The organism is Metamycoplasma buccale (assembly GCF_046774455.1).
GTDB lineage: Bacteria > Bacillota_I > Bacilli_A > Mycoplasmatales > Metamycoplasmataceae > Metamycoplasma > Metamycoplasma buccale.
Map to the genome: position 1 here is coordinate 314,218 of NZ_CP177249.1, position 26,195 is coordinate 340,412.

Annotated in this window: 15 protein-coding genes and 1 tRNA gene; 13 read left to right on the forward strand and 3 right to left on the reverse strand. The window is 25.0% G+C overall.

What is annotated here, in order from left to right:
* Positions 1 to 13 precede the first annotated feature (13 nt).
* The 3 genes from ACLFP3_RS01310 to secA all read left to right on the forward strand — a co-directional run bounded on the left by ACLFP3_RS01310 (position 14) and on the right by secA (position 5,046).
* A complete protein-coding gene (locus tag ACLFP3_RS01310; RefSeq protein ID WP_412031798.1) occupies positions 14 to 718 on the forward strand; it encodes a hypothetical protein in 705 nt (234 codons plus the stop codon).
* 180 nt (positions 719 to 898) lie between these two features.
* Entirely contained in the window at positions 899 to 2,317 is a 1,419-nt protein-coding gene (gene tig, locus ACLFP3_RS01315) for a trigger factor (protein ID WP_412031799.1), read from the forward strand.
* Positions 2,318 to 2,442: 125 nt separating this feature from the next.
* Entirely contained in the window at positions 2,443 to 5,046 is a 2,604-nt protein-coding gene (gene secA / locus ACLFP3_RS01320; protein ID WP_412031800.1) for a preprotein translocase subunit SecA, read from the forward strand.
* An 83-nt stretch (positions 5,047 to 5,129) separates the two neighbouring features.
* Here the strand turns inward: secA and ACLFP3_RS01325 are convergent, their stop codons facing one another.
* Positions 5,130 to 5,540: a bis(5'-nucleosyl)-tetraphosphatase gene (locus tag ACLFP3_RS01325; protein ID WP_412031801.1), complete on the reverse strand. Its 411-nt coding sequence runs from the start codon at positions 5,538 to 5,540 to the stop codon at positions 5,130 to 5,132.
* A 66-nt stretch (positions 5,541 to 5,606) separates the two neighbouring features.
* Positions 5,607 to 6,125, reverse strand: coding sequence for a hypothetical protein (locus tag ACLFP3_RS01330; RefSeq protein ID WP_412031802.1), 519 nt, complete (start codon positions 6,123 to 6,125; stop codon positions 5,607 to 5,609).
* Between the two features lie 97 nt (positions 6,126 to 6,222).
* On the opposite strand from ACLFP3_RS01330, the gene dnaX reads away from it, so the two are divergent.
* The 8 genes from dnaX to ACLFP3_RS01370 all read left to right on the forward strand — a co-directional run bounded on the left by dnaX (position 6,223) and on the right by ACLFP3_RS01370 (position 21,518).
* Positions 6,223 to 8,148, forward strand: coding sequence for a DNA polymerase III subunit gamma/tau (gene dnaX, locus ACLFP3_RS01335; protein WP_412031803.1), 1,926 nt, complete (start codon positions 6,223 to 6,225; stop codon positions 8,146 to 8,148).
* 1 nt (position 8,149) lies between these two features.
* The gene (locus tag ACLFP3_RS01340; protein ID WP_412031804.1) at positions 8,150 to 8,443 is read left to right on the forward strand and encodes a YbaB/EbfC family nucleoid-associated protein; all 294 of its coding nucleotides are present in this window, start codon (positions 8,150 to 8,152) and stop codon (positions 8,441 to 8,443) included.
* On the forward strand, positions 8,443 to 9,033 hold the full coding sequence (locus ACLFP3_RS01345; RefSeq protein WP_412031805.1) for a toprim domain-containing protein: 591 nt from the start codon (positions 8,443 to 8,445) through the stop codon (positions 9,031 to 9,033). The genes ACLFP3_RS01340 and ACLFP3_RS01345 overlap by 1 nt, the downstream gene beginning before the upstream one ends.
* A 10-nt stretch (positions 9,034 to 9,043) precedes the next feature.
* The gene (gene tmk / locus ACLFP3_RS01350; protein WP_412031806.1) at positions 9,044 to 9,685 is read left to right on the forward strand and encodes a dTMP kinase; all 642 of its coding nucleotides are present in this window, start codon (positions 9,044 to 9,046) and stop codon (positions 9,683 to 9,685) included.
* A gap of 2 nt (positions 9,686 to 9,687) precedes the next feature.
* Complete coding sequence (locus tag ACLFP3_RS01355) at positions 9,688 to 10,578, forward strand: hypothetical protein (protein WP_412031807.1); 891 nt, start codon at positions 9,688 to 9,690, stop codon at positions 10,576 to 10,578.
* Positions 10,568 to 11,269 carry a 16S rRNA (cytidine(1402)-2'-O)-methyltransferase gene (gene rsmI, locus ACLFP3_RS01360; RefSeq protein ID WP_412031808.1) on the forward strand — a complete coding sequence of 234 codons (702 nt, stop codon included), beginning with the start codon at positions 10,568 to 10,570 and terminating at the stop codon, positions 11,267 to 11,269. The genes ACLFP3_RS01355 and rsmI overlap by 11 nt, the downstream gene beginning before the upstream one ends.
* 147 nt (positions 11,270 to 11,416) lie before the next feature.
* Positions 11,417 to 19,132, forward strand: coding sequence for a hypothetical protein (locus ACLFP3_RS01365; RefSeq protein WP_412031809.1), 7,716 nt, complete (start codon positions 11,417 to 11,419; stop codon positions 19,130 to 19,132).
* Between the two features lie 241 nt (positions 19,133 to 19,373).
* Positions 19,374 to 21,518, forward strand: a complete 2,145-nt coding sequence (locus ACLFP3_RS01370; RefSeq protein WP_412031810.1) for an ATP-dependent Clp protease ATP-binding subunit — start codon at positions 19,374 to 19,376, stop codon at positions 21,516 to 21,518.
* A 35-nt stretch (positions 21,519 to 21,553) separates the two neighbouring features.
* Here ACLFP3_RS01370 and ACLFP3_RS01375 read toward each other — a convergent pair.
* A tRNA-Lys gene (locus ACLFP3_RS01375) sits at positions 21,554 to 21,629 on the reverse strand.
* Positions 21,630 to 21,811: 182 nt separating this feature from the next.
* Here ACLFP3_RS01375 and ACLFP3_RS01380 point away from each other — a divergent pair.
* Both ACLFP3_RS01380 and ACLFP3_RS01385 read left to right on the forward strand, forming a co-directional pair.
* Positions 21,812 to 24,355: a lipoprotein 17-related variable surface protein gene (locus ACLFP3_RS01380; RefSeq protein ID WP_412031811.1), complete on the forward strand. Its 2,544-nt coding sequence runs from the start codon at positions 21,812 to 21,814 to the stop codon at positions 24,353 to 24,355.
* Between the two features lie 105 nt (positions 24,356 to 24,460).
* Positions 24,461 to 26,074 carry an ABC-F family ATP-binding cassette domain-containing protein gene (locus ACLFP3_RS01385; protein ID WP_412031812.1) on the forward strand — a complete coding sequence of 538 codons (1,614 nt, stop codon included), beginning with the start codon at positions 24,461 to 24,463 and terminating at the stop codon, positions 26,072 to 26,074.
* The last annotated feature ends 121 nt before the right edge of the window (positions 26,075 to 26,195 follow it).

A 26,195-nucleotide genomic window follows, 5' to 3' on the forward strand; every position in this document is an offset into this window, starting at 1 on the left:
AGTACAATAACTAATGAATATGAAAGAACAAGAGTTTGATGCATTACTAAAAACCATTGATGATATAAGAGAAGAAGACCCTTTAAAGGCAATTTTTGTTATTGATGAAAATCTTAAACAGTTTTTATCCAAAGAAATGAATAACACTCTTAATGCACTAAGGGATGATATTACTTATCAAATCAAAAAAAATAATTTAATAACAAAAACAAATTTAAACACTTTAGATTTAATATCTTCATTAAAAAATAAAAAGATGGATTATATTTTTATGTTAAATTATAACGAACTTAAAAAAAGAAATAATTTACAAGAAAATGCTAGTGAATTTCAATATTTTTTTAATAATCAAAGTTTTGAGGACGCTTATTTTCAAACATTAATTTATGATTTATTAGTCTTAAAAAATGTTGATTTTGACTTCAAAATTAAAGAAAAAATTATAAATCCCAAAAAATTGGGTTCTTTTTTAAAAAATAAAGATCTTAAAAAAATGCAAGATGAAATATTCAATATTTATGAAAAAGATGTTGCTAAAACTCATATAGCTAGACAAGTTTTTTCGGCTTATTTATTTTTAAATTGAATTGAAATTTTATTCAATGAAACTAAAAATGATTACAATCAAATTATTAATGTAATAAATGTTTTATTAGGTGACAAAGATTCTAATACGTTAAATAAAGAGGAACTAGAACTATATAAAATATTCAAATAGCATATTTTCAAATCTTTTTAAAAGAAATAGAAAAATAAATGACTTAACTTTTACTAGTTAAGTTTTTTAAATTTAATTTAAACAATGCTCATTTTTATATTAAAATAATTAGTTAAAAAACTTTGATTATTGAATATAATATTAAAAGTTTATTTTATATATAGGGAGCAAAAGAAATTTATGAGCAAATTAATTGATAAGAAAAATTCAATATTAAAGATATCTTATACCATTAATGGTAAAGATTGAGAAGAAGCTAAAGAAAAAGCAAAAATCGAATTAAGAAAAAATGTCCAAATTAAAGGTTTTAGAAAAGGGCATGTTCCTCCACGTGAAGCAGATAAATATTTATCAAAATTTGAAATATTAGATAAAGCATTGCATAATTCAATCGAAAAAATATATGATGAAAAAATTCTTTCGCAAGTAGAACCAAGTGATGAAGTTATTGGTAGTCCAAGCTTAAATATCACTGAACTTTTAGAAGATAAGGCAACTATTGAAGTAAGTTTTCCAATTCACCCAGAAGTAAAATTAGGTGATTATAAAAAAATGGGATTAAAGTTAGGAAAATTAACTCCTACAAAAGAAGATTTAGAAGAAGTTAAAAAATCTTTAATTTCAAATTATGTAGTTATGTTAGAAACTGAAGGACCTGTAAAACTTGGCGATAGTGTAAATTTTAATTTCATTGGTTATATTGATGGAAAAACTTTTGAAGGCGGTGATGCTGAAGATTATGATTTAGTAATTGGGTCTAATCAATTTATCCCAGGTTTTGAAACTCAAATGATTGGTATGAAAACTAATGAATCAAAAAATATTAAATTACGTTTTCCAGATGACTATCATGCTGTTAATTTGGCCGGAAAAGATGTTGTGTTTGATGTAAAAATTAACTTTATAAAAACTGCAAATTATCCAGAAATTAATGAACAATTTTTAAAAGAAATCAACTTACCTTTAGTAAAAACAAATGATGATTTTGAAAAACTTGTTAAGATTGAAGCTTCAAGAAAAATTTTAAATAATCGTGAACAAGAATTTATTAATGAAGCAAAACATAAATTGCTTGCATTGACTGAATTTGAAATTGCGCCTTCACTAGTTGAAGAAGAAGCTAAAAAATACTATCAAAATTTCTTAGACAACTTGAAACATCAAGATATTACAGAAAAAGAATATATTGAATTTACAAAAAATACTAAAGAAAAAATTATGCAAACATTTAAAGATGCTGCAACAAAAAATTTAAAGGAACTTATAGCATTTGCTGCTGTTGCAAAATCAGAAAAATTCACAGTAACTGAAGCGGATTATTTAAAAGAAGTTGATAAGCTTGCTAATTTATATGGTTTACCAGTAGATCAAGTTAAAAACTTTGTAAAATTTGACAATATTCAAATGAATTTAACTAATAAATTTATTACCAATTTGTTAATGAAAGAAAATGACCCAGAAGGATTTAAACAATTTTCTACAAAATTAAGTGAAATAGAAAAATATGATAACGAAAAAACTGAATCATTAATGGCAATGGATAAGGAAAAAAAAGAAACATCAAAAGTAACAACTGCACCAGTAGAAGAAAATAAATAATAGTTAAAAAATTAAAAGCTTTAAAATAGGCTTTTAATTTTTAATTAACATAAAATCAATTATAAAAAGGCTTTATAATGCATTTTTCTTAAAAATGTAGTTTTAATATAAAATATAATATTGCTATGAAACTTTTTAATTTTAAATCAACAGAAATGCGTATTGCTGAGGCAACTCTTAGAAGAATCAATGATCTTGAAGAAGAAATTCAAGTATTAACAAATGAAGAATTGCAAGCTAAAACTAATGAATTTAGACAAAGATATAACTTAGGCGAATCTTTAGAAGATATGCGAGCGGAAGTATTTGCAGTTTCTCGTGAAGCAACAAAAAGAATTTTAGGAAAGAGACCTTTCGATGTTCAAATGATTGGTGGGGTTATTCTTGACTTAGGATCTGTTGCCGAAATGAAAACTGGTGAAGGTAAAACAATTACTTCAATTGCTCCAGTTTATTTAAATTCATTATCTGGTGAAAGTGTGATTGTCTCAACAGTTAATGAATATTTAGCAGAACGTGATGCTGAAGAAATGGGTAAAGTTTTTAACTTCTTAGGTTTAACTGTTGGGATAAATAAAGCTCAAATGCCAAACAATGAAAAACGTGCTGCATATGCTTGCGATGTAACATATTCAGTTCATTCTGAATTAGGTTTTGATTATTTACGTGACAACATGGTTATGTCTAAAGAAGAAAAAGTTCAACGTGGTTTGAATTATATTTTACTAGATGAAGTAGATTCAATTTTAATAGATGAAGCAAAAACACCTTTAATAATATCTGGTGGTGATGACGAAGAAGAGAGCCCTCTTTATAATGTTGCTGATCTTTTTGTAAGGACACTTTCACAAGATGATTATTTTATTGATGAAGAAACAAAATCGGTTTATTTAACTGAATCAGGAATTGAAAAAGCTAATAAATATTTCAATTTTTCAAACTTATATGATATTCAAAATTCTGAATTAGTTCATAGAATTCAAAATGCATTGCGTGCTCATAAAGTTATGAAACTTGATGTTGAGTATATAGTTAGAGATGACAAAATAGAATTAGTTGACTCTTTTACTGGAAGAATTATGGAAGGTCGTGCTTATTCTGAAGGTTTACAACAAGCTATTCAAGCAAAAGAACGAGTAGAAATTGAACTTGAAACAAAAACTTTAGCAACTATTACTTATCAAAATTTCTTTAGATTATTTAAAAAGTTAAGTGGAATGACTGGTACAGCTAAAACCGAAGAAAAAGAATTTATTGAAATTTATAACATGCGTGTAAATGTGGTTCCAACTAACCGTCCAATGGCTAGAATTGATGATAAAGATGAAATTTATGTCACAATGCATGCCAAGTGAAAAGCTGTGGTTGAAGAAGTAAAGAAAATTTATAAAAAAAGACAACCAGTTCTTATTGGAACTGCGCAAGTAGAAGATAGTGAAGCTTTACATGAATATTTATTAGAGGCAAAAATTCCTCATACAGTTTTAAATGCTAAACAAGATGCTTCTGAAGCAGAAATTATTTCACAAGCAGGACAAGCTGGAGCTGTTACTATTGCAACAAATATGGCAGGTCGTGGAACTGATATTAAGCCTTCAAAAGAGGCTATTGAATTAGGTGGATTATACGTTTTAGGAACCGAGAAAGCTGAATCTAGAAGAATTGATAATCAATTAAAAGGTAGATCAGGTCGTCAAGGTGATGTGGGATATTCAAAATTTTTCTTATCATTAGATGACCAATTGATTTTACGTTTTTCAGTACAAGACAAATGAAAAGAAATGTTTAAAGAATATGGTGATGAACCAATTGCAGGTGATGCCATTAAAAAAGCATTTTTACGTGCTCAAAAGAAAATTGAAGGGTTCAATTTTGACAACCGTAAAAGTGTTTTGAATTATGATGATGTTATTAGACAACAACGTGACCTTATTTATGAACAACGTGATTTAATATTGAACCGTGATGACTTGGGTTCAATTATTAGAAAAATGATTTCTGTATGTGTTGAGCAAACGGTAAACAATCCTTATTTTATTAATAAAAATAATACTTTAGATGTTGAAGGTTTTACTAATTATTTAAACACAAATTGAATGAAATTAACTGAACATAATTTCACAGTAGAAGAAATTAACAAATATGATCGTGATGACTTAATTGAATATATTACTAAGGTATTTAATGAAGAATATGATAAGCTACGTTCTAACATTATAGATAAATATAGTATTAGCGCTTTGGCTTCTTCTGAAAGATATATTATTCTTAATGTATTTGATGCTGCTTGACAAGATCATATTAATACAATGGATAAATTAAGAAGAAGTTCAAACTTAGTTCAATATTCACAAAAAAACCCTTATCAAATTTATACTAATTTAGGTTCAAAAAAATTTAAAGAACTAACTAATAGAATTGCTCTTGAATCGGTTGTTAATCTAATGAATAATTATGATGCAGTTAAATCACCAAACGCTTCAATGGATTCATCTTGAATTACTAGTCCTACTAATGAAAATGATATCATTGATGCCAACCAAAAAGTAATGGAATTTTTAGACTATTTATTAACTTCTGAAAAAAGACATTTATATGAACAAGGCAAAACTGAAGAAGAAATTAAAAATATTATTGAAGAACATAAAAAATCAATTATGGATGAATTAAAAGTCAAAATTGACGAATCAAAAAAACAAAGTGATGATCCAATAACTTCTGAAAAATAATAAATTTAAAAAATAAAAAACCAACAAAGTTTAGTAATTAACTTATTAAATCTATTTGTTGGTTTTTTATTTTTAAAATAACTCTAAATATTTTTTAAATAAAAATCAATAGCATGATCAAAGATTTTTTGATCATTATCATATGTTATGCGACTTTTAGCTTCTTGTATTGGTACTCATTCTACTACTTTTATTTCTTCATCTTGGCCAATTAGATTATTGTTTAATGGTTTGGCTACAAAATAAACTACATCTTTAATTACTAAAGGATAAGGACTATATGAATTTATTTCTCTAAATCCAGGAATTATTTTTATATCAATATTCGTTTCTTCTTTAACTTCTCTAATTGCTGTTCTTTCTTCTGTTTCATTAATTTCAACATGGCCTTTTGGAAATCCTCAATGTCCAACAATTTGTTCTACTAACAAAACATAAATATGATTAAGTGTTGCTTTAAATACGATTGCTCCGCAAGATTTCTCTTTTTTCATCCAGATATTTCTCTCCTACCTAAATATTTATCTATTTTTATAATAGCATTTTTTAATAAAAAAGACCTATCTTTTAAGATTTTTTGTAGTTTTTGCCAAATATAAACTTAATGAAACATTAACAATGTTAAAAATAATAAAACAATTAACAAAAACAATAATTAAATATTTAATTACAATAATTTTTTCTTTTAAATTATTAATTTTTGTAGCATCTTTTTCATTTCTTAATGCCAAGGCATATACTGGAAACATTAAAGCAAAAAATAAAAAAGACAATCCTATTATTGTTGAAATTATCATAAAAACAAACATAGTTATTAATATATTTTTGTGGTTTATTTCATTTCTAAAACGATATAAAACAATGAATTTATAAAATGAAAATATTCCAATAAGAAATGGTAATAAAATTGGTATTACATAGTAATTTGCATTAAATTTATCAAGATTTAAAGTTGCAATTATAATTAAAATAATAATTCCAAAAATAACACTTAGAATAGTTAAAACAAAATAATTAGAAATGTTTTTCTTTATTTGAGTATCTAAACTTAAATTTAATTTTTCATAAGGCGAATTCATTATTTTTCCTATTTTTTAATATTATACTTATTAATTATTTTATATGGTAGTTTGATAAAATATAAATACTAACTTAATAAATAGGAAAAGAGATATTGTGGAAGAAAAATATTTAGCTTTATATCGCCACTATCGGCCAACAAAATTTGATGAAGTTAAAGGACAAGAACATATTATTAGAACTCTTTTAAATATCATTAAAATGCAAAAAATTGGTCATGCTTATTTATTTTGTGGACCTCATGGAACAGGAAAAACTAGTGTAGCAAAAATTTTTGCTAACACTATTAATTGTTCTCATAGTGATGACATTTTTAATCCTTGTGAAAAATGTATTGAATCAATAGATAGAAATTTAGATATTATTGAAATTGATGCGGCAAGTAATACTGGAATTGATGATATTAGAGAATTACGTGAAAAAATCAAGCATATGCCCACGCAATCAAAATATAAAATATATATTATTGATGAAGTTCATATGCTTTCAAAAGGAGCATTTAATGCATTATTAAAAACTCTTGAAGAACCGCCAAAACATGCAATATTTATTTTAGCAACAACTGATCCTCAAAAAATTCCTTTAACAATTCTAAGTCGTGTGCAAAGATTTAATTTTAAACATATTGATACCAAAACAATTCTTAATCATTTGAAATATGTCTATGACAAAGAAAACATTTATTATGATAAAGAAGCGTTAGAATTAATAGCAAATCTTGGTAATGGCAGTTTAAGAGATTCATTAAGTATTGCTGATCAAGTTTCTATTTTTGCTGGAGATTCTTCTGTTAAATTAATCGATGTAGAAAAATTATTTGGAATTACTAACATTAAAAATATTATTGAATTAATTAATTTAGCCAATAATCATGAAATTAAAGAACTTTTAACAATAACTAGTAATCTATTTGAAAATGGAGTTGATGTTGAAAAATTAATAATTCAAATGATTGACCTTTTAAAAGACTATTTAATATATTCAAAAACTAATGCTGAAGATTTACTTAAAGTAGCAAATCCTACTCAATTAAAGTTGCTAACTATCTCATTAGATAAATCATACTTATTTATTAATGAATTAATAAGTATTTTAAAGGAAGTAAAATTTAGTGATTTACCAATACAATCACTTGAACTTGGATTTATTAAATTAGCATCGTTAAAAGCGTATGATGAAGATTTTATTAATACAATAGAAAGTCCAAAAATTAGTGAAAAACAAATAGTTGAAAATGATTTTTTAGAAGTAGATAATGATTTGTCAAAAAATAGTAATTCTTCAAAAAATAATAAAAATAATCTTAATTCAATGTTTGATTTAGCATCTATTGCTAATCAGAATGTTAAAACTTCAAATCTTGATATTAATGAACTTTTAGAAAAAACTCAGGAAATGGTTTTGGAAGAAAAAACTCAAGAAATCGATAAAAATTCTTTAACTAGTTCAATTATTTCTGATGTAAGTAATACTAATGATGATTTTGAAATAAATACCGAATATTTAGATTCTCCTGAAATACTTAATTTCGATATTTTAATTGATTGTTTAGTAACTAATCAACTTCAAAAAATCGATAAAAAAAATGGTAAAGATATTACTGATTATAAAACTATTGACAAATTATCTTACGCCATGATTCAAACCAAATTAGTTGACTCTAATTATCAAAATGCAAGAGATATTTTAGATGGGTTAGAAATTTTACAATCAAGTAAAGATTTTGTTTTATTCACTTCTCCTATTGATTTAAAAATTTTAACCTTAAATAAAAATGCTTATAAAAAAGATATAGTAGAAGCTGGTAATCTAATTTTTAACCGCTATGTTCATTTATTTGGAGTTACTAAAACGCAAATGGATGAAGCTAAAAAATATTGAAAAAATAATATTGAAGAGTTAAAAAATAGAGTTCCTAAGTCTTTAGAAGATTTATCCAAAAAGTATGATAAAAAATCAAAGGAAATGTCTTCTTGAGCAAAAGAAACTTTTGGAGAAATATTTGAAATAAAAGGAGATTAAGATGAATATAAATGAAATGCTAAAAAAAGCAAAACGCCTTCAAGACGAAATGTCTAAAGAAGAACATGAAATTGAAAAAAAAGAATTTGTTATTACCAAACAAGGAATTGAACTAGTAATGTTTGGAACAAGAAAAATTAAAGAAATAAAAATTAATGAAGCATTAATTGATCCAGATGACCCTGAATTGATTCAGGATTTAGTAATGCTAGCAGTTAATGAAGGAATTGATAAAATTAATGAAGCTTATGATGAATTAGGAGACCGCTATTCAGGGTCAGGATTGCCAATGTAATGAATGATCAAATAATTGAAGAATTAAGCAAAAAAATAAAATCTGCTTGTGGTTTATCTAAAAAACAAATAGAAAAAACGATCTTGTTTTTATTAAATTCAGATCAAGCTGAAATAGATAAAGGCTTTTTGCTTATTAAAGAACTAAAATCAAAAATTAGAAAATGCCAAAAATGTAATAATTTTTCTAATAACGACATTTGCGATATATGTTTAGATAAAACTAGAGAAAATAAGTTGATGATTGTAGAGCATTACCAAAATATTTCAAAATTTGAAGAATTAAACATTTATAAAGGTCATTATTTTATTTTAGAAGGTTTATATAAATTAAAAAATAATGATCAAGTAGTATTAAGCAATTTAGAAAAATTGATTTCAATGTCAAAAGAATACGATGAAATAATTTTGGCTTTATCATCTGATATTGAAGGTCAATTTACAATGCAATATATTCAAAAATTGTTGCGTGATAAAAATAAAAATATTAATGTTTATCAACTCTCAATTGGTATACCAATGGGAGCAGAAATAGAATATGTTGATCCGACTACCTTGAAACAATCATTAATTAATAAAGCTAAAATGTAAGGAATTAAATATGAAAAACAAAGGAAAGTTTATTGTAATTGAAGGTATGGATGGTTCAGGTAAATCAACCATTATTAAAATGTTCAAAAAATATTTATTAGATAACAATAAATTAGATAAATTTGTTTTTACTCGTGAACCTGGTAGTACTTTTTCAAAGGAAGCCGAAAAAATACGTGATTTAATATTGGATAATGAAAATGATTTTAGCTCAACAGTTGACGCTTTATTATTTGCAACTTCAAGAAGAATTAATTTAGAAAAGGGTATATGACCAGAATTAGAAAAAGGTAAAGTTGTAATTTCTGATCGCTATTGGCATTCTTCATTTGTATATCAAGGTATTTTAGGTAAAGCAGGATTAAAAGAAGTAAAAAAAATTAATCAAATTGCAACTAAAAATACCAAACCAAATTTTGTCATTTTTTTTGATTTAGAACCTCAAATATCAATAGAAAGATTAACTAATTTAAGAAATCATATGGACCGCTTAGAAAGTATGAATGTTAATTATTATATTAAATTAAGAAAGGCATATTGGGAAGTAATTAATGATAATCCTTCCACTTTTAGAGTTATTGATGCTTCTTGCCAAATTGATGAATTATTTGAAAAAGTGATAAATGTTCTTAAGGATGAAAAAGTAATATAGATATGACTAATTTTAATTATTTTGAAACTATTAAAAATCAAATTAAAAAAAATAAACTAAGTCAAGTTTATTTGTTTTGTGGTTTGCCTAATATTAATTTTTCAAGATATGTTATTCATTTTATTAATTCAGTTAATAATGAAAACTTTTCTAAAGAAGTTGAGTTAAATAACAAAGAAAATTATTTTTTAATTGATGGTAAAAACTCTATTATTAGTAAAGAACTAATTATAAGTGCAATAAAAAAATTAACTGAATCATCACTAGAAAATAAGAATAATAAAAAAATTCTTTTAATAAAAAATATTGAAAATGGTACACAGTTTACTTTGAATGCTTTATTAAAATTTTTAGAAAATCCTCCTAAAGATACAATTGTTATAATGACAACAAATAATAAAAATAATGTTTTAAAAACAATTAAATCTAGAGCATTTTTAATTAATATAAATTTTGAAAATTTTGGCAATATTCTAACTGAAAAATATGATGAATTTTTTAATTTATTTAATGATGATAAACTTTTTCAATATTTAAATAAAGAAGAGGCTTCTGATATTCTAGATAATCTTCTTAAAAATATTATTTTATTTCCCCAAAAACCATTAGATTTTCTAATTTATTTAAATAAATTAATTAATAAAGAAAATGCTAACTTAGTTATGTTTTTTATTTATATATTTTTTCAAGAGGCCTATTTATTTAGAAATGAAGCGAAAAACTCTTATATTTTGTTTGATAAAAAATATATTTCAATATTTTCAAAATTTAATGATTTAGTAGAATTAATAAAGATTATTAATGATTTTAGGAATACATTAAATACTAATGACAATCTACAATTGCAAAAAGCATCATTTATTGCTAAAATAGGAGAGTATTGTGGAATCTAAATTATTTATAGTTGGTACTCCTATTGGAAATTTAGATGATATTACATTAAGAGCTATGAAAACTCTTAATGAAGTTGATATTATTTTATGCGAAAATTGTAGAAATAGTCAAAAACTTCTTAATCACTATAAAATTTTTGATAAAAAATTAATAAGTTATCACAATTTTAACGAACATGAAATAAGTCCTAAAATAATTTCATATTTAAAGGAAAATAAAAATATAGCATTAATAACTGATGCAGGAATGCCTTGTATTTCTGATCCAGGTTTTGAAATCATTAGATTAGCTAAATTAGAAAATATTTCTATTGAGGTAATTGGCGGCCCAACAGCTTTTACTCACGCATTAATTAAAGCAAATCAAAGTAATAAATTTACTTTTTTAGGCTTTCTAAAAGATAGAAGTATTGCTAGACAAAATGAACTTAAAAAATTATCTTATGGCACTTATGTTACTTATGTATCACCACATAAATTAATAAGCACATTAGAAGATTTAAAAATCATTTTTAATGATGATATTAATTTATATTTAATAAAAGAAATGACCAAAATTCATGAAACTAGTTACGAAGGTAAACCATCAGATATTTTAAAAATATTACCTAAGCAAATTAAGGGTGAATTTACTTTGGTTTTTACCATTTCATTAAAGAAAAAAGAAAAAATTAATAAATACAAGAATTAAAAATAATCTATAAAAAAGAGATTTTTACCATTTTATTCCTTGTATAAATCTATAAAAATTGTCAAAATATCAAAAAAGAGCGCTATAAATAGCGTTTTTTTTTTTTTTTTTTTTAAAATGTCTTTCTACGCAAGGAGTTATTTAATAATGAATACATCAAAGAAAAAGAAAACTACTATTATTTTAGGAACTGCAATTGGAGTTTTAGCAACTTCAGCTATTATTGCTGGAATTGTTTATAGTAGAGCAACAAAGAAAAATGGCGAATATAATCCTAACAATATCCTAGATATTGGTGTTTCTGAACAAGATATTATTGATCAAAAACCAAGTAGTTGAGATAACAAAAATAAAGAAAGATTTGAAAAACTTAGACTTTATTTACAAAAATTAACTGAGGCTTTAGATAAATTAACAGAAAACGCTAAGAAAAACTTAAGCATTGAAGATTATAAAAAGACAATTGAAGATTTAGAAACTAATCTAAACCGAGCTGCTTCAGTAAAAAAAATCGTTGAAGAAAGTATTAAAAATTTAGAAAAATGACCAGAAAAGCAAAAACTTTTAAAAGAAGATAAAGCTAAATTGGATAAATCAGTTGAAGAAGCCAAAAAAGCTTTAGAACTTGCCAAAGTTAAATTACAAAGATTGCTTAGCGATAAAGATAAATTAAAAAACAAAATTAAAGAAATTATTGAACAAATTAATGAAACAGTTGAAGAATCAACTAAAGCAAACATTACTTCAGAAATCGACCGCTTTATTAAAAAATTAACTGATTTAAGCAATGTTGCTAAAGGTTTAAAAAATGATGCAACAAAAGCAGGCTTAACTGAAGAAGCCAATAATTTAGCTAAAGCAATTACTAAAGCAGAAAATGAAATTAAGAGACTAAAAGAACTTAAAGCTAAATTAACTGATGCTGAACAAAAGAAAAATCTTGAAGAATATGCTAAACGATTTGAAGAAAAAGTAACTAAAGCAATAGAAAAAGCTAATAAAACTACTGATCTTGAAACTTTAAAAGAAGCAATAAAAGATCTTGAAGAACTTAAAAAAGAAGGTGAAGCTGCTAAGAAACTAGCAGAATCTTTAGGTTTACCACAAGTAGCTAATAAAATCGAAGAAAGCATTAAAAAATTAGATAAAGCTATAGCTGATGCTAATAAAAAAGTTGCAGAAAAAGAACTTGAAATTGCTAAATTAAAAGAAGAAGCTAAACAATTATTAGAAGCCTTAACTAAAGCAATAGAAGAAGCTAAAAAAGCTAACACTTTAGAAGAATTAAATAATGCTATTACTAATTTAGAAACAAAAATTAAAGAAGCTAATGACTTAATTGAAAAACTAGAAAAAGCTTCATTAACTAAAGAAAGTGATGAACTTAAATTAAAAGTAGCCGAAGCTAAAAGAATCTTAGAAGAAACTAAAGCTAGAAAACAAGCTGAAGAAAATCGAGTTAATTTATTAAAAGAAAAAATTAATAAACAAGTAGAATCTTTAAAAGAAAATACTAAAAAAACCAAAGAAGCAATAAAAATAGAACCTTTAGAAAAAAGTCTTGAAGCTTTAGCTAAAGAAATTGAAAACTCTGAAACATTATTAAATGAAGCCAAAAATGATAAATCAAAAACTAGCCTTACAAATGAAATTAAAACTTTAGAAGATGAAATTGCAAAGGCAAGAGCAGAACAACAAGCTTCACAAAAAAGATTAGAAGAACTTAGAAAAGCTCATTCAGAACTTGAAGCTAAAGTAAATGAAGCTTTACAAAAGGCTGACAATGCTCTTAGTGAAGCCAAAACTAATGAAAATAGTGATGATGTAGCAAAATTAACTGATATTTTAGCAAAATTAACTGACTCAAAAAATGAGTTAGATAAAGTTCAAACTGAAGCAACTAATAAAAATGAAACTGAACTTGCTAAAAAATGTCAAGATAAAAAATCAGAAGTTGATTCTTGAATTACTAAAATTACAAGTCAAAAAACAAAAGATGAACAAAAAGCTAAAGAAATAGAAGAAAATAAAGAAAAAATTACCAAACAAATTGAAGAATTGACTAAAAAAGAAAAAGCTTTAGAAGAAGCATTAAAAAGTGATGATAAAGCTAAAATCAATAAAGCCATTAGTGAACTTGAAAGCGAGATTACTAAAGCTAATGACTTACATAATTTAACTAAAGATGAACCTAAATTAAAAACTAAATCTGAAAATTTAAAAAATAAAATTACTGAAGCAAAAACTAAAGTAGATGATGCTAAAAATAAATTAGCTGAAATTGAAAATAAAGAAAATGAAGCTAAAAAAGCCGCTAATCAAGCTAAACAAGAACTTAATGAAGCCTTAAAAGAAGTTGAAGAAGCTAAGAAAACTGAAGATTTAGATAAACTAAATAAAGCTAAAGAAAAATTAGATAAAGCAATTACTAAAGCTGAAGCAGCTAAAAAATTAGCTAATGAAGCTAAATTGCCAGAAGTATCTAAAGAATTAGAAAATTTAATTAAGAAAGCTAAAGAAGAACAAAAAGAATTAAACAAAAAAATTGCTGAAGTTGAAACCAAAAATCTTGAAGCAATCAAGAAAAAAATCACTGATGCAACTAATAAATTAGAAACTGAAATTCAAAAAGCAACTACTGCTTTAGGTTTTGAACATAATTTAGAAAAAATTCAACAATCATTAAGTAGCATTACTGATGAAATTACTATTGCTACAAAAATAAAAAATGATACTGAAGCAAATCAAAGTAAATATCAAACAGAATTTAATAATCTTAAAGCTAAACTAACTGAAGCAAATACTAAAAAAACATCGTTAGAAGAACGTAAAACTAAAATTGAAAATGAAAGAAAAACTGCTGAAGAAAATTACAAAGAAGCAGAACGTTTAGCTAATGAAGCTATTAAAAAATATGATGATCATCACAATACTATTACTGAAGTTCAAAGTGCTATTAATGATTTAAAAGCAGCTTTAGAAAAAACTGAAGCAAGTGAAACTGAAGCAACTAATATTGAATATAATGAATTAAAACAAAAAGCAACTGAATTAAAAACTAAAATTAATCAAAAACTAGTTGAAGCTAACCAAAAATTAGCAGCTTTAAAGAGTGCAGAAGAACAAGAAAATCAAAGAATATCAGCTTTAAAACAAGAATTAAAAACTGCAACTAAAAATTTAGAAGATGCTTTAAAAGATTATCAAAAACAAACTTTAATTGATCAAAAACAAGAATCATTAGATAAAGTTAAAGCACAACTTGATTTAGCAAATACCTTAGACAAAAAAATTACTGATAATAATGACCAAACTAAAACTGACCCTGAATATACAGAATTTAAGCAAAAATTAGATTCTGTTACTTCAACATATGAAACTGAAAAAACTAATTTAGCTAAAGCAAAACAAGAAATTGAAAATAAAGTTAAAAATTTAGAAACAGAAACTAATGATGCTCTTAAAAAAGCCAATGATGCTATTACTTCTAATAAAGAAACTGATTTACAAAGTGCTTTAGATAAATTAAAAGAAATTAAAAATAAAGCAACTGCATTAAAAAATGAAATTTCACCAAAAGGTTATCAAATAGAAACTAATAAAGTAATTAAATTTGAAGAAGATTTATCAAGCAAGATTACTGAAGTAGACAATAAATTAAATGCTGAAAAGAATCGTATTAAAGCAGTAGCCAAAGCACTAGATCAAGCGCAAACATCCTTAGATCAAGCAATAAAAAATGTTACTGATAATAAAGATAATGTTACCAAGCTAACTGAAGCATTGACCACTTTACAAGCAACCATAACAACTACTGAAGGCATTGTAAATCAATATGATAAACCTGAAAATAATAGTGTTTCTTCATTAAAAGAAAAATTAAATAAATTAAAAGAAACATTAAAAACTGCAAAACAAACTAAAAAAAATTTAGAAAAAGAAAATAAAGAAAAAACTGAGAAAATCGATAAACAAGTAGATGACGCTAAGAAAAAAGCCGATGAAGCTATTAAAAAAGCCGATGATGCCTTAAAACAAGATCCACCTAAAAAAGATGATTTAGATAAAGCTAAAAAAGATCTAGAGGACGCCAAAAAAGATTTAGATAAAGCTAAAGAAGAAGCCGGCAAAAATCATTATGATGAAAAATCTAAAGAAGCTGAAGAAAAATCTAAAGAAGTAGATAAAAAATTAAAAGAAATTACTGATAAATTAGTAGACGAACAAGCAAAAGAAACCAAAAGAATTGCCGAAGTTAAAAAAGCACTTGAAGATGCAATTGAGTCATTAAAAACAATAAATGATAAAGTTAAAACTTTAGATGGTGTTGATGAATTAAAAGAAAATACAGAAAAATTAAATAAATCAATTTCTAATGCAATTACTACAAAAACAACATATAACATAGCTCAAAATCAAGCAGTTCCAGAATTAAAAACTTTATTAAATGAATTAAGTACTTTAATTAATGATGCTAATAAAAACCTTGAAGAAAAAAACAAGGAAATGTTTAATAAAATTAACTCTACTAATGATAAAGTAAGAGAAGCTCAAAAAGCAGTAGTTGATGCTATTAAAAAGGCTAAAGCAACTCCCGATAATAATGTTAGTGAACTTGAAAAAGCAGTTGAAACTTTAAATGAAGCTAAAACTAAGGCAGAAGAAGCAAAAAATTTAGCTACAACTAATAAATATCAAGAAAAAGTTACTGAAGCACAAGCTTTAATAAATCAAGTCGAAACTCAATTAGCTAAAACAAGTCAAAAATTAGAAGATGCTAAGAGCGGAAAAATCACAAGAATTATTAATGAAATTAATGATGAAATATCAAAAGTAAAAACTGCTGAAACTAATGCTAAAAATGTTGAAGAAAATATTGATGAATTAGAGGAAAAATTATCACTATTTGAACAAGCAATTACACAAGCGATTGCTAAACATTCAGATTTACAAAAAGATGAATGAGTTAAAAAACAACAAACTATTCTTAAAAAACTTGCTGATTTAAAAACCACAACAGATGAAGCTAACAACACCTTAGCTACTTTAAAAGCAAAACAACAAAAGAATAAAGCATTAGTTGAAAAAGCATTAAAAGATGCTAACGATTTAGCAATTCCCGCTAAAACTAAAGCAAATAATGCTATTTCATCTAAGGAAATTTCAAAAATAAAAGCTGCCCTTGAAGATTTAGAAAAAGCTATTGAAAAAGCTACTGAAGCAAAAACTTTGGCAACTAATAAGCATTATTCAGCTAAGCAACTTGAAGCTAACAATTTATTAAATGAACTTAATAAATTAAAACAAGATACTCAAAATGCTTTAGATGAAGCCAATCGTACCGAACAAGAAAGAATTAACAAATTAAAACAAGAAATATCAGAAATGATAACTAATCTTGATACTGCAATTAAGGAAGTTCAAAAAGAACATACAACTTCTAGTTCTTTAAGTGATGATATCGATAAATTAGAAAAAACTATTAGTAATGCAGAAAAATTATTATTAAAAATTAATAATGAAACCGCTTTAACTTCAGAAAAATCTACTTTAGAAACTAAAATAGATGAAGCTAAAAGAGAATTACAATCAGCAAATCAAGAAAAGCAAAGATTAATTGAACTTGAAGCTGCTAGAATAAAAGCAAAACAAGACATAGCAAAATTAGATCATTTAACAGAGCAACAAAAAAATGAGGCAAATAGTAAAATTGATGCTGCTAAAACTAAAGAACAAGTAGAAAACGTTGTTAAAGAATATACAGAAATTAATAAGCAAAATCGAGATGCAAAAATTGCTGAATTAAAAAATAAAATTAACACATTAACAAACAAACTTAATCAAGCTAACAATAATGCTGATTCAGCAAATGACCATCTTACCTTAGATAATGCAATTGTTGATTTAGAAAAACAAATAAAATCAGCGCAAGATTTTGTTGATGAATATAATGAAACAAAATATCCTGAAATTAATGATGATGTAAATTCATTAAAAAATCTAATAGAAACTTCTAAAGCAAAATTACAAACCGCTAGAAATAAATTAGTACAAGAAAAAAAAGCATTAGATGAAAAATTAAGATTAGCCAAACAAAAATTAGTTGAAGCAATTAATAATGCTAATGAAATAATTAAAAATAAAGATAAAAGTAAGTTTGAAGAAGCTAAAACTAAGTTACAAGAAGCTAAAACCGAACTTGAAAATGTAAAAACTGAAGCAGAAAATAAGAAATATCAAAAAGTTATTGATGATGCTAACTTAGAAATAACAAAAGCTGATGATAAAATAGCAGAAGTAGATGCAAATATTTATATTTATAATGTTCAATTTAATGTTGATAGCGATCGTAAAAAGTGACTTCCTTCAACATTTATAACTTCTTTTAATTATACAGTTACAAATCATCCAAGCAGTGATTATTTAGTTTCACATGAACACAAAGCTAATGATTTAACCGGAAAAGTATATGCAAGATTTACTTTTAGTTTAAGAAGCAATCCAAAAATAAAAGCATATAGAGATTTTGTTTTTAGTGACTTTAGAAAATATGAACCATTTAAGATGCAAAATTTAACAGCCAAATCTTCTAATGCTTATACAGTAGAACGAATCTACAATAGTATAAGAAATTCAGGAAATTATTATGATGCTTTAAAAGATTATGCAACTTGAAATCAAAATGATAAAGAACGTGATGAAATTATTGAAATTCATGATTTAACTTATGATGAAGATAGTAACAAAATTACTTTTAGATATAAAGTAACTAGAAAGAATGTTCCAACTGCTGATAGCTATACTTCAACATCTATGCAAGATCAAGTTTATGAATCAGACTTGCAAACGTTAGATGTTAGAGCAGCTTTAGAAAATGTTCACCGTGGTTATGTTAATTATTATAATCCAACCTTTGATGTTAATAATAAAGATAGATTAGCATCTGATGTTGATAAGAATCACCAAAGTGATATTACTTTAAAAACTGAATTAAAAGATCAATTTGAATATGAAATTACTCATATTAGTCCTAATGATGAAACTGGTGAATTAACAATAAAAGCAACTATAAAATCTAAGAAATTCCCAGATATTAGTAAAGAGTTTGAATATAAAATCACTGGATTTAAAAAAGATGATCAAAAACCAAAACCTGTCGATTTTGAATTTGATTGAAAAGAAAATAACTTCTCAAATATGTTGCAACTTGGGCAAATTTTCAGAGAAGGATTTAATGAGGATTATAGTGTATACTATAATTTCAATTATGATGATAGTAAATTTGTAACATCAAATGAAAACTATAGATATTATGAAAAACCTGTGGATGAAGCTAAATATTTAGGTAATGGAAAATATAAAGTAAAATATAGACAAAAGAAAAGTGTTATAGTCTCTAGAAATAGTGATGGTAGTTATGTTACAAAAGATATTATTTACGAATATGAACAAATAATTGACTTTTATGATGCTGCTTATATACATTATAGAGTAAGTCTTTTATATCGTTTATATTCTGATGCTTGATTCATTTTAAAGTGAATTGTTAACAAAAATAATCTTGATCAATTCAAACCTAAAGTCGAAACTATTCAAGAAATAATCGAAAAATGAAAAAAAATAGAATCTAGATTTTATGATCATAGAGAAGAAGTAAAAAGCAATAAAGATTTAATGATGGAAACATATAAAAAAGTTTATGAAGCATACATTGAAATAATGAAAAAGTGTGAAGAATTGAACTTACCTGGTTTTTTAGACACTAAAAAAAGTGTAAATGAAAGAATGTCAGAATATGTTCAAAACTATAGAAAACAATATAAATTTACTAATCCAATTGCTCCTGATGAAATTTTTGAATAATTAATATGAAAATTTAAAAATACAAATTATATATTTATCTACATAAATTTAATAGAAAACAACATGAAGCGCTTTATTTATGTACTTCATGTTTTTATATATATTTAAAATGATAATTTATGTTAATTTGATAACTTTATTGAGAATAATTCCATAAATTTAAAATTAGCACTCTTTTTAATCAAGTGCTAAAATTGTGCTATAATTTGTTTTAAATAAGTAAAAACAAGGAGGTAAAATTATGGAATTTTCATATACACCTAATAATGAAAATAAAGATCCTTTAAAAGAATTTGGAAGGAATTTAACTGAACTAGCATCTAAAAATAAATTAGAACCTGTTATAAATAGGGACGAAGAAATTAGATCCTTAGTTAGAATATTGAGTAGAAAAACCAAAAACAATCCAGTTTTAGTGGGGGAACCTGGAGTTGGAAAAACAGCAATTGTTGAAGGATTAGCTAGAAAAATAGTTGAAAATCAAGTGCCAGAAAATTTAAAAAATAAAGAAATAATTGAAATAGATTTACCAGCTTTAGTTGCCGGAACTCAATTTCGTGGACAATTTGAAGAAAGGCTTAAAAAAATAATAAAAAAAGTTGAAGAATCAAATGGCAACATTATTCTATTTATAGATGAAATTCATATGATAGTAGGTGCTGGAGGAACTAATGAAGGATCAATGGATGCCGGAAATATGTTAAAACCATTAATGGCACGTGGACAACTACACTTAATTGGTGCAACTACACTCGATGAATATCGTGAAAATATTGAAAAAGATCCTGCACTGGAAAGAAGGATGCAAAAAGTTTATATTGAAGAACCTTCTGTATCTGATACTATAACTATTCTTAGAGGAATAAAAGAAAGATATGAAACATATCATGAAGTTAAAATAGAAGATGAAGCATTAGTTGCAGCTGCAAATTTATCAGCAAGATATATTTCAGATCGTTTTTTACCAGACAAAGCTATTGACTTAATTGATGAAGCGGCGTCAAATATTAAGACCGAAATGAATTATTTACCCGAACCATTAGAAAAAATCAATCAAAAAATTGCTAAATTAGAAATAGAAAAAGCGGCTTTATCGCAAGAAGATAATAAAAAAAATAAAGAACACCTTTTAGATATTGATAAACAATTATCAATATGCAAGGTAGAAAAATCTGATCTTGAAAAAAATTGAAAACTTGAAAAAGATGATATTCAAAAATCATCTTCAATTAAAGAAAATATTGAAGAATTAAAAAGCAAGTTACCTTTATTACAAAGCGATGGAAATTATTTAGAAGCATCAAAAATCATGTATGTTTTAATTCCTGAATTAGAAAAAAAACAATCTGACATTGAAAAAAGATTGGCTTCTAGAAAAATTAGACTAATAAAAGAAATAGTTGATTCAGAAGAAGTTGCTTCTATCGTAAGCAAGTGAACTAAAATTCCAGTTAATAAGTTATTAGAAAGTCAAAAACAAAAACTTGTTAATTTAAATGAAACACTATCAAAAAGAGTAAAGGGCCAAGATATTGCTATTAAAAGAGTTGCCGAAGCAATTCAAAGAGCTAAAGCTAATATTAATGACCCTAATCGTCCTATTGGTTCATTTATGTTTCTAGGACCTACTGGAGTTGGTAAAACCGAATTAACTAGAGCATTAGCTGAAAGTTTATTTGATGACGAAAACCACATGATTAGATTAGATATGTCTGAATATATGGAAAAACATTCGGTAAGTAAGTTAATAGGTTCTCCTCCAGGATACATAGGTTTTGAAAAAGGTGGGCAATTAACTGAAAAAATTAGACAAAATCCTTATTCTATTGTTTTGTTTGATGAAATAGAAAAAGCTCATATCGATGTCTTAAATTTATTATTACAAATTATGGATAATGGTACTTTAACTGATAGTAAAGGTAGAATAGTAAATTTTAGAAACACTATCATTATTATGACAAGTAATGTCGGAAGTTCTGAAATTATTTCAAAAACCTTAACACAAGAAGGAATTAAGAATTTACTATTAAAATCATTTAAACCAGAATTTATAAATAGAATTGATGAAATTATTCCATTTAATTCGTTGACTTTAGAAATCGTAGAAGAAATTGTTAAACTTGAACTAAATAAATTAAAGAAGCGTGTAAAGGATAACCAAGATATTGAATTAAATTTCAATAATGATGTAATTAAATTTATTGCCGAAAAAGCATATGACCCTGCTTTTGGTGCTCGGCCAATAAGAAGATTCATTCAAAGAAATATTGAAAATGAACTAGCTTTAAATATTATTGAGGGAAAAATTTCAGAAGGATCAAATATTCCAATTATCTTAGATAATAACCAAATAAAAATTATTTATGATAAAAAACAATTAAATTAAAAAATGCTCACAATTTTATGTGGGCATTTTTTATATGGTACACCCTGTGGGTCTCGAACCCACGACCCAAGGATTAAGAGTCCTTTGCTCTGCCAACTGAGCTAAGGGTGCATTGCAAACAAAAATATTATAAATGATTTTTTTTAGGAATAAAAATTTCACTATGTTTTTAATATTTTTTTCATATTGCTAAGTTATTTTTTTCATAAAAAATGCATAAATACTTGCCTTGTTATAATGATTGTAATTTATAAAAATTAATTAAATAAAAATAAAGAAGAGGAAATAGAGAAATGAAAAAATATAAAAAAATTATCTTATTAACACTAGTACCTTCAATTTCATTTTTAGGGCTACCTTTTGTAGCTTCGTCATGTGATGATGCTACTAATGTATTAAACAATATAGCAAGCAAGGTTAATTTTAATATTGAAAATAAAACGACAAAAATTGCTAGTGAAATCAAAAAGGAAGATATTAAAATCTCAAATTTTGATGAAACTAAATATGAAGCAAGTATTTTAAATTTAACCCCATCTGGAGATACTCTTAAAGTTAAATACCAATTAAAGGACAAAAAAACCGGCAAAACAAGTAGAGAATATGAAACAACTATCACAGGTTTCAAAAGTTCACAAAATATGCCATTAGATGATATCGCTAAAAAAGTAACATTTGATGTTAAAGATAAAACTACAAAAGAATCAAAAGACATAAAAGAAACAGATTTAATCACTAATAATCTTGATAAAGAAAAATATGAAGTTGTGATTAAAAATCTTTTAGCATCTAATAAAACTCTTAAAGTCAAATATCAGTTAAAAGAAAAATCTACAGGTAAATTAAGTAATGAATTTGAATATGAAATTACTGGATTTAAATCATCTGAAATTGTAGAACCTAATGAAGAAGTTAAAAAATTAACTGATTTTGCCAAAACTTTAACTACAAAATATGATAGTGACTTAAATTCGAAGGATGCTAATGAACTTGAAACTAGTAAAATTAGTCTATTAAATAACAATCAACCATTATCATCTGAATATTCAGTTGAAGAATTAAAATTCATTAATGAACCTGCTACTGAAGATGAAATAAATAATGGTATAAGACAAATTTCATTTAAACTTAAAAAAGGAAATTTAGTTTCAAATTCTATTACTGCAAATATAAGTACACATAAAACAAATAAGAAAAATATTTTAGATTTAAGAGAAAAAACAAAAACTCTTTTCAATTTAAGTAATACTGCTAAAGCTAAGGAAATTTTAGATTCTCTTGAAGATGGTAGTATTTTAAATGTTGATTATAAAACTGGCACAGTTTCAAATAAACCATATAATGATCCTGATAGAACAACTTTATTTACTTACAATAAAAATGAAATACCATTTGGTACTTCATTTGCAAGTGAAAATAATTTATCTAAATTTAATGAAGTTAACAATAAAGTTAAATTAGTAAAGAAAAACGGCAAGTATGCTTTGAAATTTTATTTAGCTAAGTATGATTTTAAACACCCAGAAAATAGAAGAATTGATTATAAAGAAACTGAAACTAATGAAATGCAATCAAGTTCATTAACAATATCTGAATTAAATAAACTTATTGATAATTTGAATGATTCATCATTTAAATATGAAAATGCAGAAAATACTTTAGTTAAAGAAGCTAAAAAAGAAAAAATAAGTTTAGTTAATCCAATTTCAAATGTAAATTTATCAATAAAAAGTTTGACTCCAGATTTAATTAAAAGTGAACTAAATTTTGTTGCAACACTTACTTATACTGATGAAAATGGCGCAATAATAGAATCAAAATCTAAATCATTTAAAATAACAGGTTTTAAAGTAGATGATTTAAAATCAGAATTTGACAATATATCATTAGAGTATAAAAGTGGTGATAAAAGCTCTATATTGCCTAGCTCTGTAAAAGAATCGGATATTAAAATTCTTAAAAATTCACAAGAACATACATTTACTAATGGGGTTACATCTAAAATAGAAATTATTAGCAAAAATGATACAACTGGTGAAGTAATAGCTAAACTAACATTGATAAAAGATGGCAAATCTAGTTCAGCAAATTATACAATCACAGGATTCAAGAAAAAAGACTTTAATTTAGATGAATTAATTACTAGAATAACTGTAGAAACCTCTTCTGCTATTGATAAAAATAATACATTAGCATCTACAATTAATGAAAGTAATATTGAAGTAATTGATCCTCAAAATCAATTAGATAAAGTAGATGTTACTAAACAAATAGTTTCATATGATAATCAAACAGGTACTTTAAAAATTAAAGTAACTATTAAAGATAAAAGTTCAAGCGAAACTAAAGAAAAAGAATTTGAAATTAACGGTTTCAAAACCGAAGAAGGCTTAGAATCAATGTATGAAGCATTGAAAAAAGCAGCTAAAGAAAATAAATTATTTAAAAAATTAACTGAAGATGAAATAAAACAAATTGAAGAAGAATATAAAAAGTTAAAAAATAAAACAAAAGGTTTATATTTAGCAACAAGTACATGAAGTTATGGTTCTAGTTCAAAAAATGCAAAAAAATCCGATGCTCCTAAAATTAATCCTCATTTCCTTGATGAAAAATTTAATAATTCACCTAAATATATGGATTTAATTAAAAAGCATTTATTAAATTCGGAATTTAAAACAAAAGGTATAAAAGCAGTATATATTACTAAAACAAGTGAAGGAAAATATGTTATTAAATTTAAGTTTGTTCATGTTACTATTGGAACAGAATTAAATTCTAAAAAAGATAAAGGATCGGCAACCGAAACTGAAGAATTCACTTGAGAATTAAACTAAAAATTAACTAGCAAGTTGCTAGTTTTTTATTACCTTTTTTACTAAAAGCAAAAAACTAGACATTTTCATATAGAATTAATTATATTAATTTAAGGAGTTTTTTTAATGTTAGAAGTTATAGGACTTAGTAAAGTTTTTCCAGATAAAAAATTGTTTACTAATGTTAATTTAAAATTTTTACCTGGAAATGTTTATGGAATAATAGGTGCTAATGGTGCTGGAAAAAGTACTTTTTTAAGAATATTAAGTAATGAAATTGAAGCTAGTGAAGGTCAAATAATAAAAGATAAAAATGCTAGAATGAGTGTTTTAAGTCAAAATCAAAACGAATTTGATAATTACAATGTTACTGATGTTGTTATTATGGGTAATCAAGAAATGTATAACATTAATATTGAAAAAAATAAAATATATGAAAACCCTGAAGCAACAACAGAAGATTATGAAAGAGCTAGTTTATTAGAACAAAAATATGGTGAAATGGGTGGTTGAAATGCTGAAAATGATGCCCAAACATTACTTTCTAATTTAGGAATTGTTCCTGAAAAATGAAATTTAATGATGAAAGATTTAAAAGCTAATGAAAAAGTTAAAGTATTATTAGCAAAAGCATTGTTTGGTAATCCAGATATTTTAGTAATGGACGAACCAACTAATAGATTAGATTTAAAAACCATTAAATGATTAGAAAATTTTTTAATGGATTATCCCAACATTGTTATAGTAGTTAGTCATGATAGTGACTTTTTAGATGAAATTTGTACTCATATTGTTGATATTGACTATTCAGAAGCAAAATTGTTTGTGGGAAATTATACTTTTTGAAAATCTTCGAGTCAATTACTAATTGAAATGCAACAAAAACAAAACTTAAGAAAAGAAGAACAAGCACAAAAATTAAAAGAATTTATTGCTAGGTTCTCTGCTAATGCTTCTAAGTCAAAACAAGCTACAAGTAGAAAAAAACTTCTTGAAAAAATTCAAATTGATGAATTAAAACCTTCATCTAGAAAATATCCTTTTATTAAATTTGAATTAAATAGATTGCCAGGAAAACAAATATTAAATGTTGAAAAAATAAGCTATAAAAATGAACTTGGTAATTATTTATTTAATAATGTTTCATTTAATTTAAAACCAGGGGACAAAATGGTGATTATTGGCGAAGATGACATTGCTAAAACAAGATTATTGGAAATTTTAATAGGTAAAATTAAACCATTAAGTGGCGATGTTAACTGAGGTATTACAATAAAACCTAATTATTTTCCAAATAATAATTTAGAATATTTTGCTCAAAAAGAAACAATTTTAGAATGAATTAGTAAATGACCTTTAAATAATTCTACCCAAGAAACTAAAGATAATAGTGATTCAAGAATGAGGTCTTTTTTAGGAAGAATGCTTTTCTCAAATGATAGTGTATTTAAAGATGTTACCGTTACAAGTGGGGGCGAGAAAGTAAGATTAATGTTTTCGAAACTTATGTTAGAAGAAAGCAACTTTTTGATCTTTGATCAACCACTTGATCATTTAGATTCCGAATCTATTGATTCACTTATAGAAGCAATTAAAACTTATAAAGGATCATGCATTTTTACTACTTATAATAGAGCAATGATTAAAGAATGTGCTAATGTTATTTTAGAAATTAAACCAAATGAAAGTTATCTTTTTTATGGTTCGCTTGAAGAATATGAAAAAGCTATGGGATACTAATAAAACTATAGTTTTAAATATAAAAAAACACCATCAAATTAAACATTTTTTTTGGAAATATTTCATAAGAAAATACTTTTTTACAATTTATTAAAAGTAAAAATTTACATTAAAAAATTCT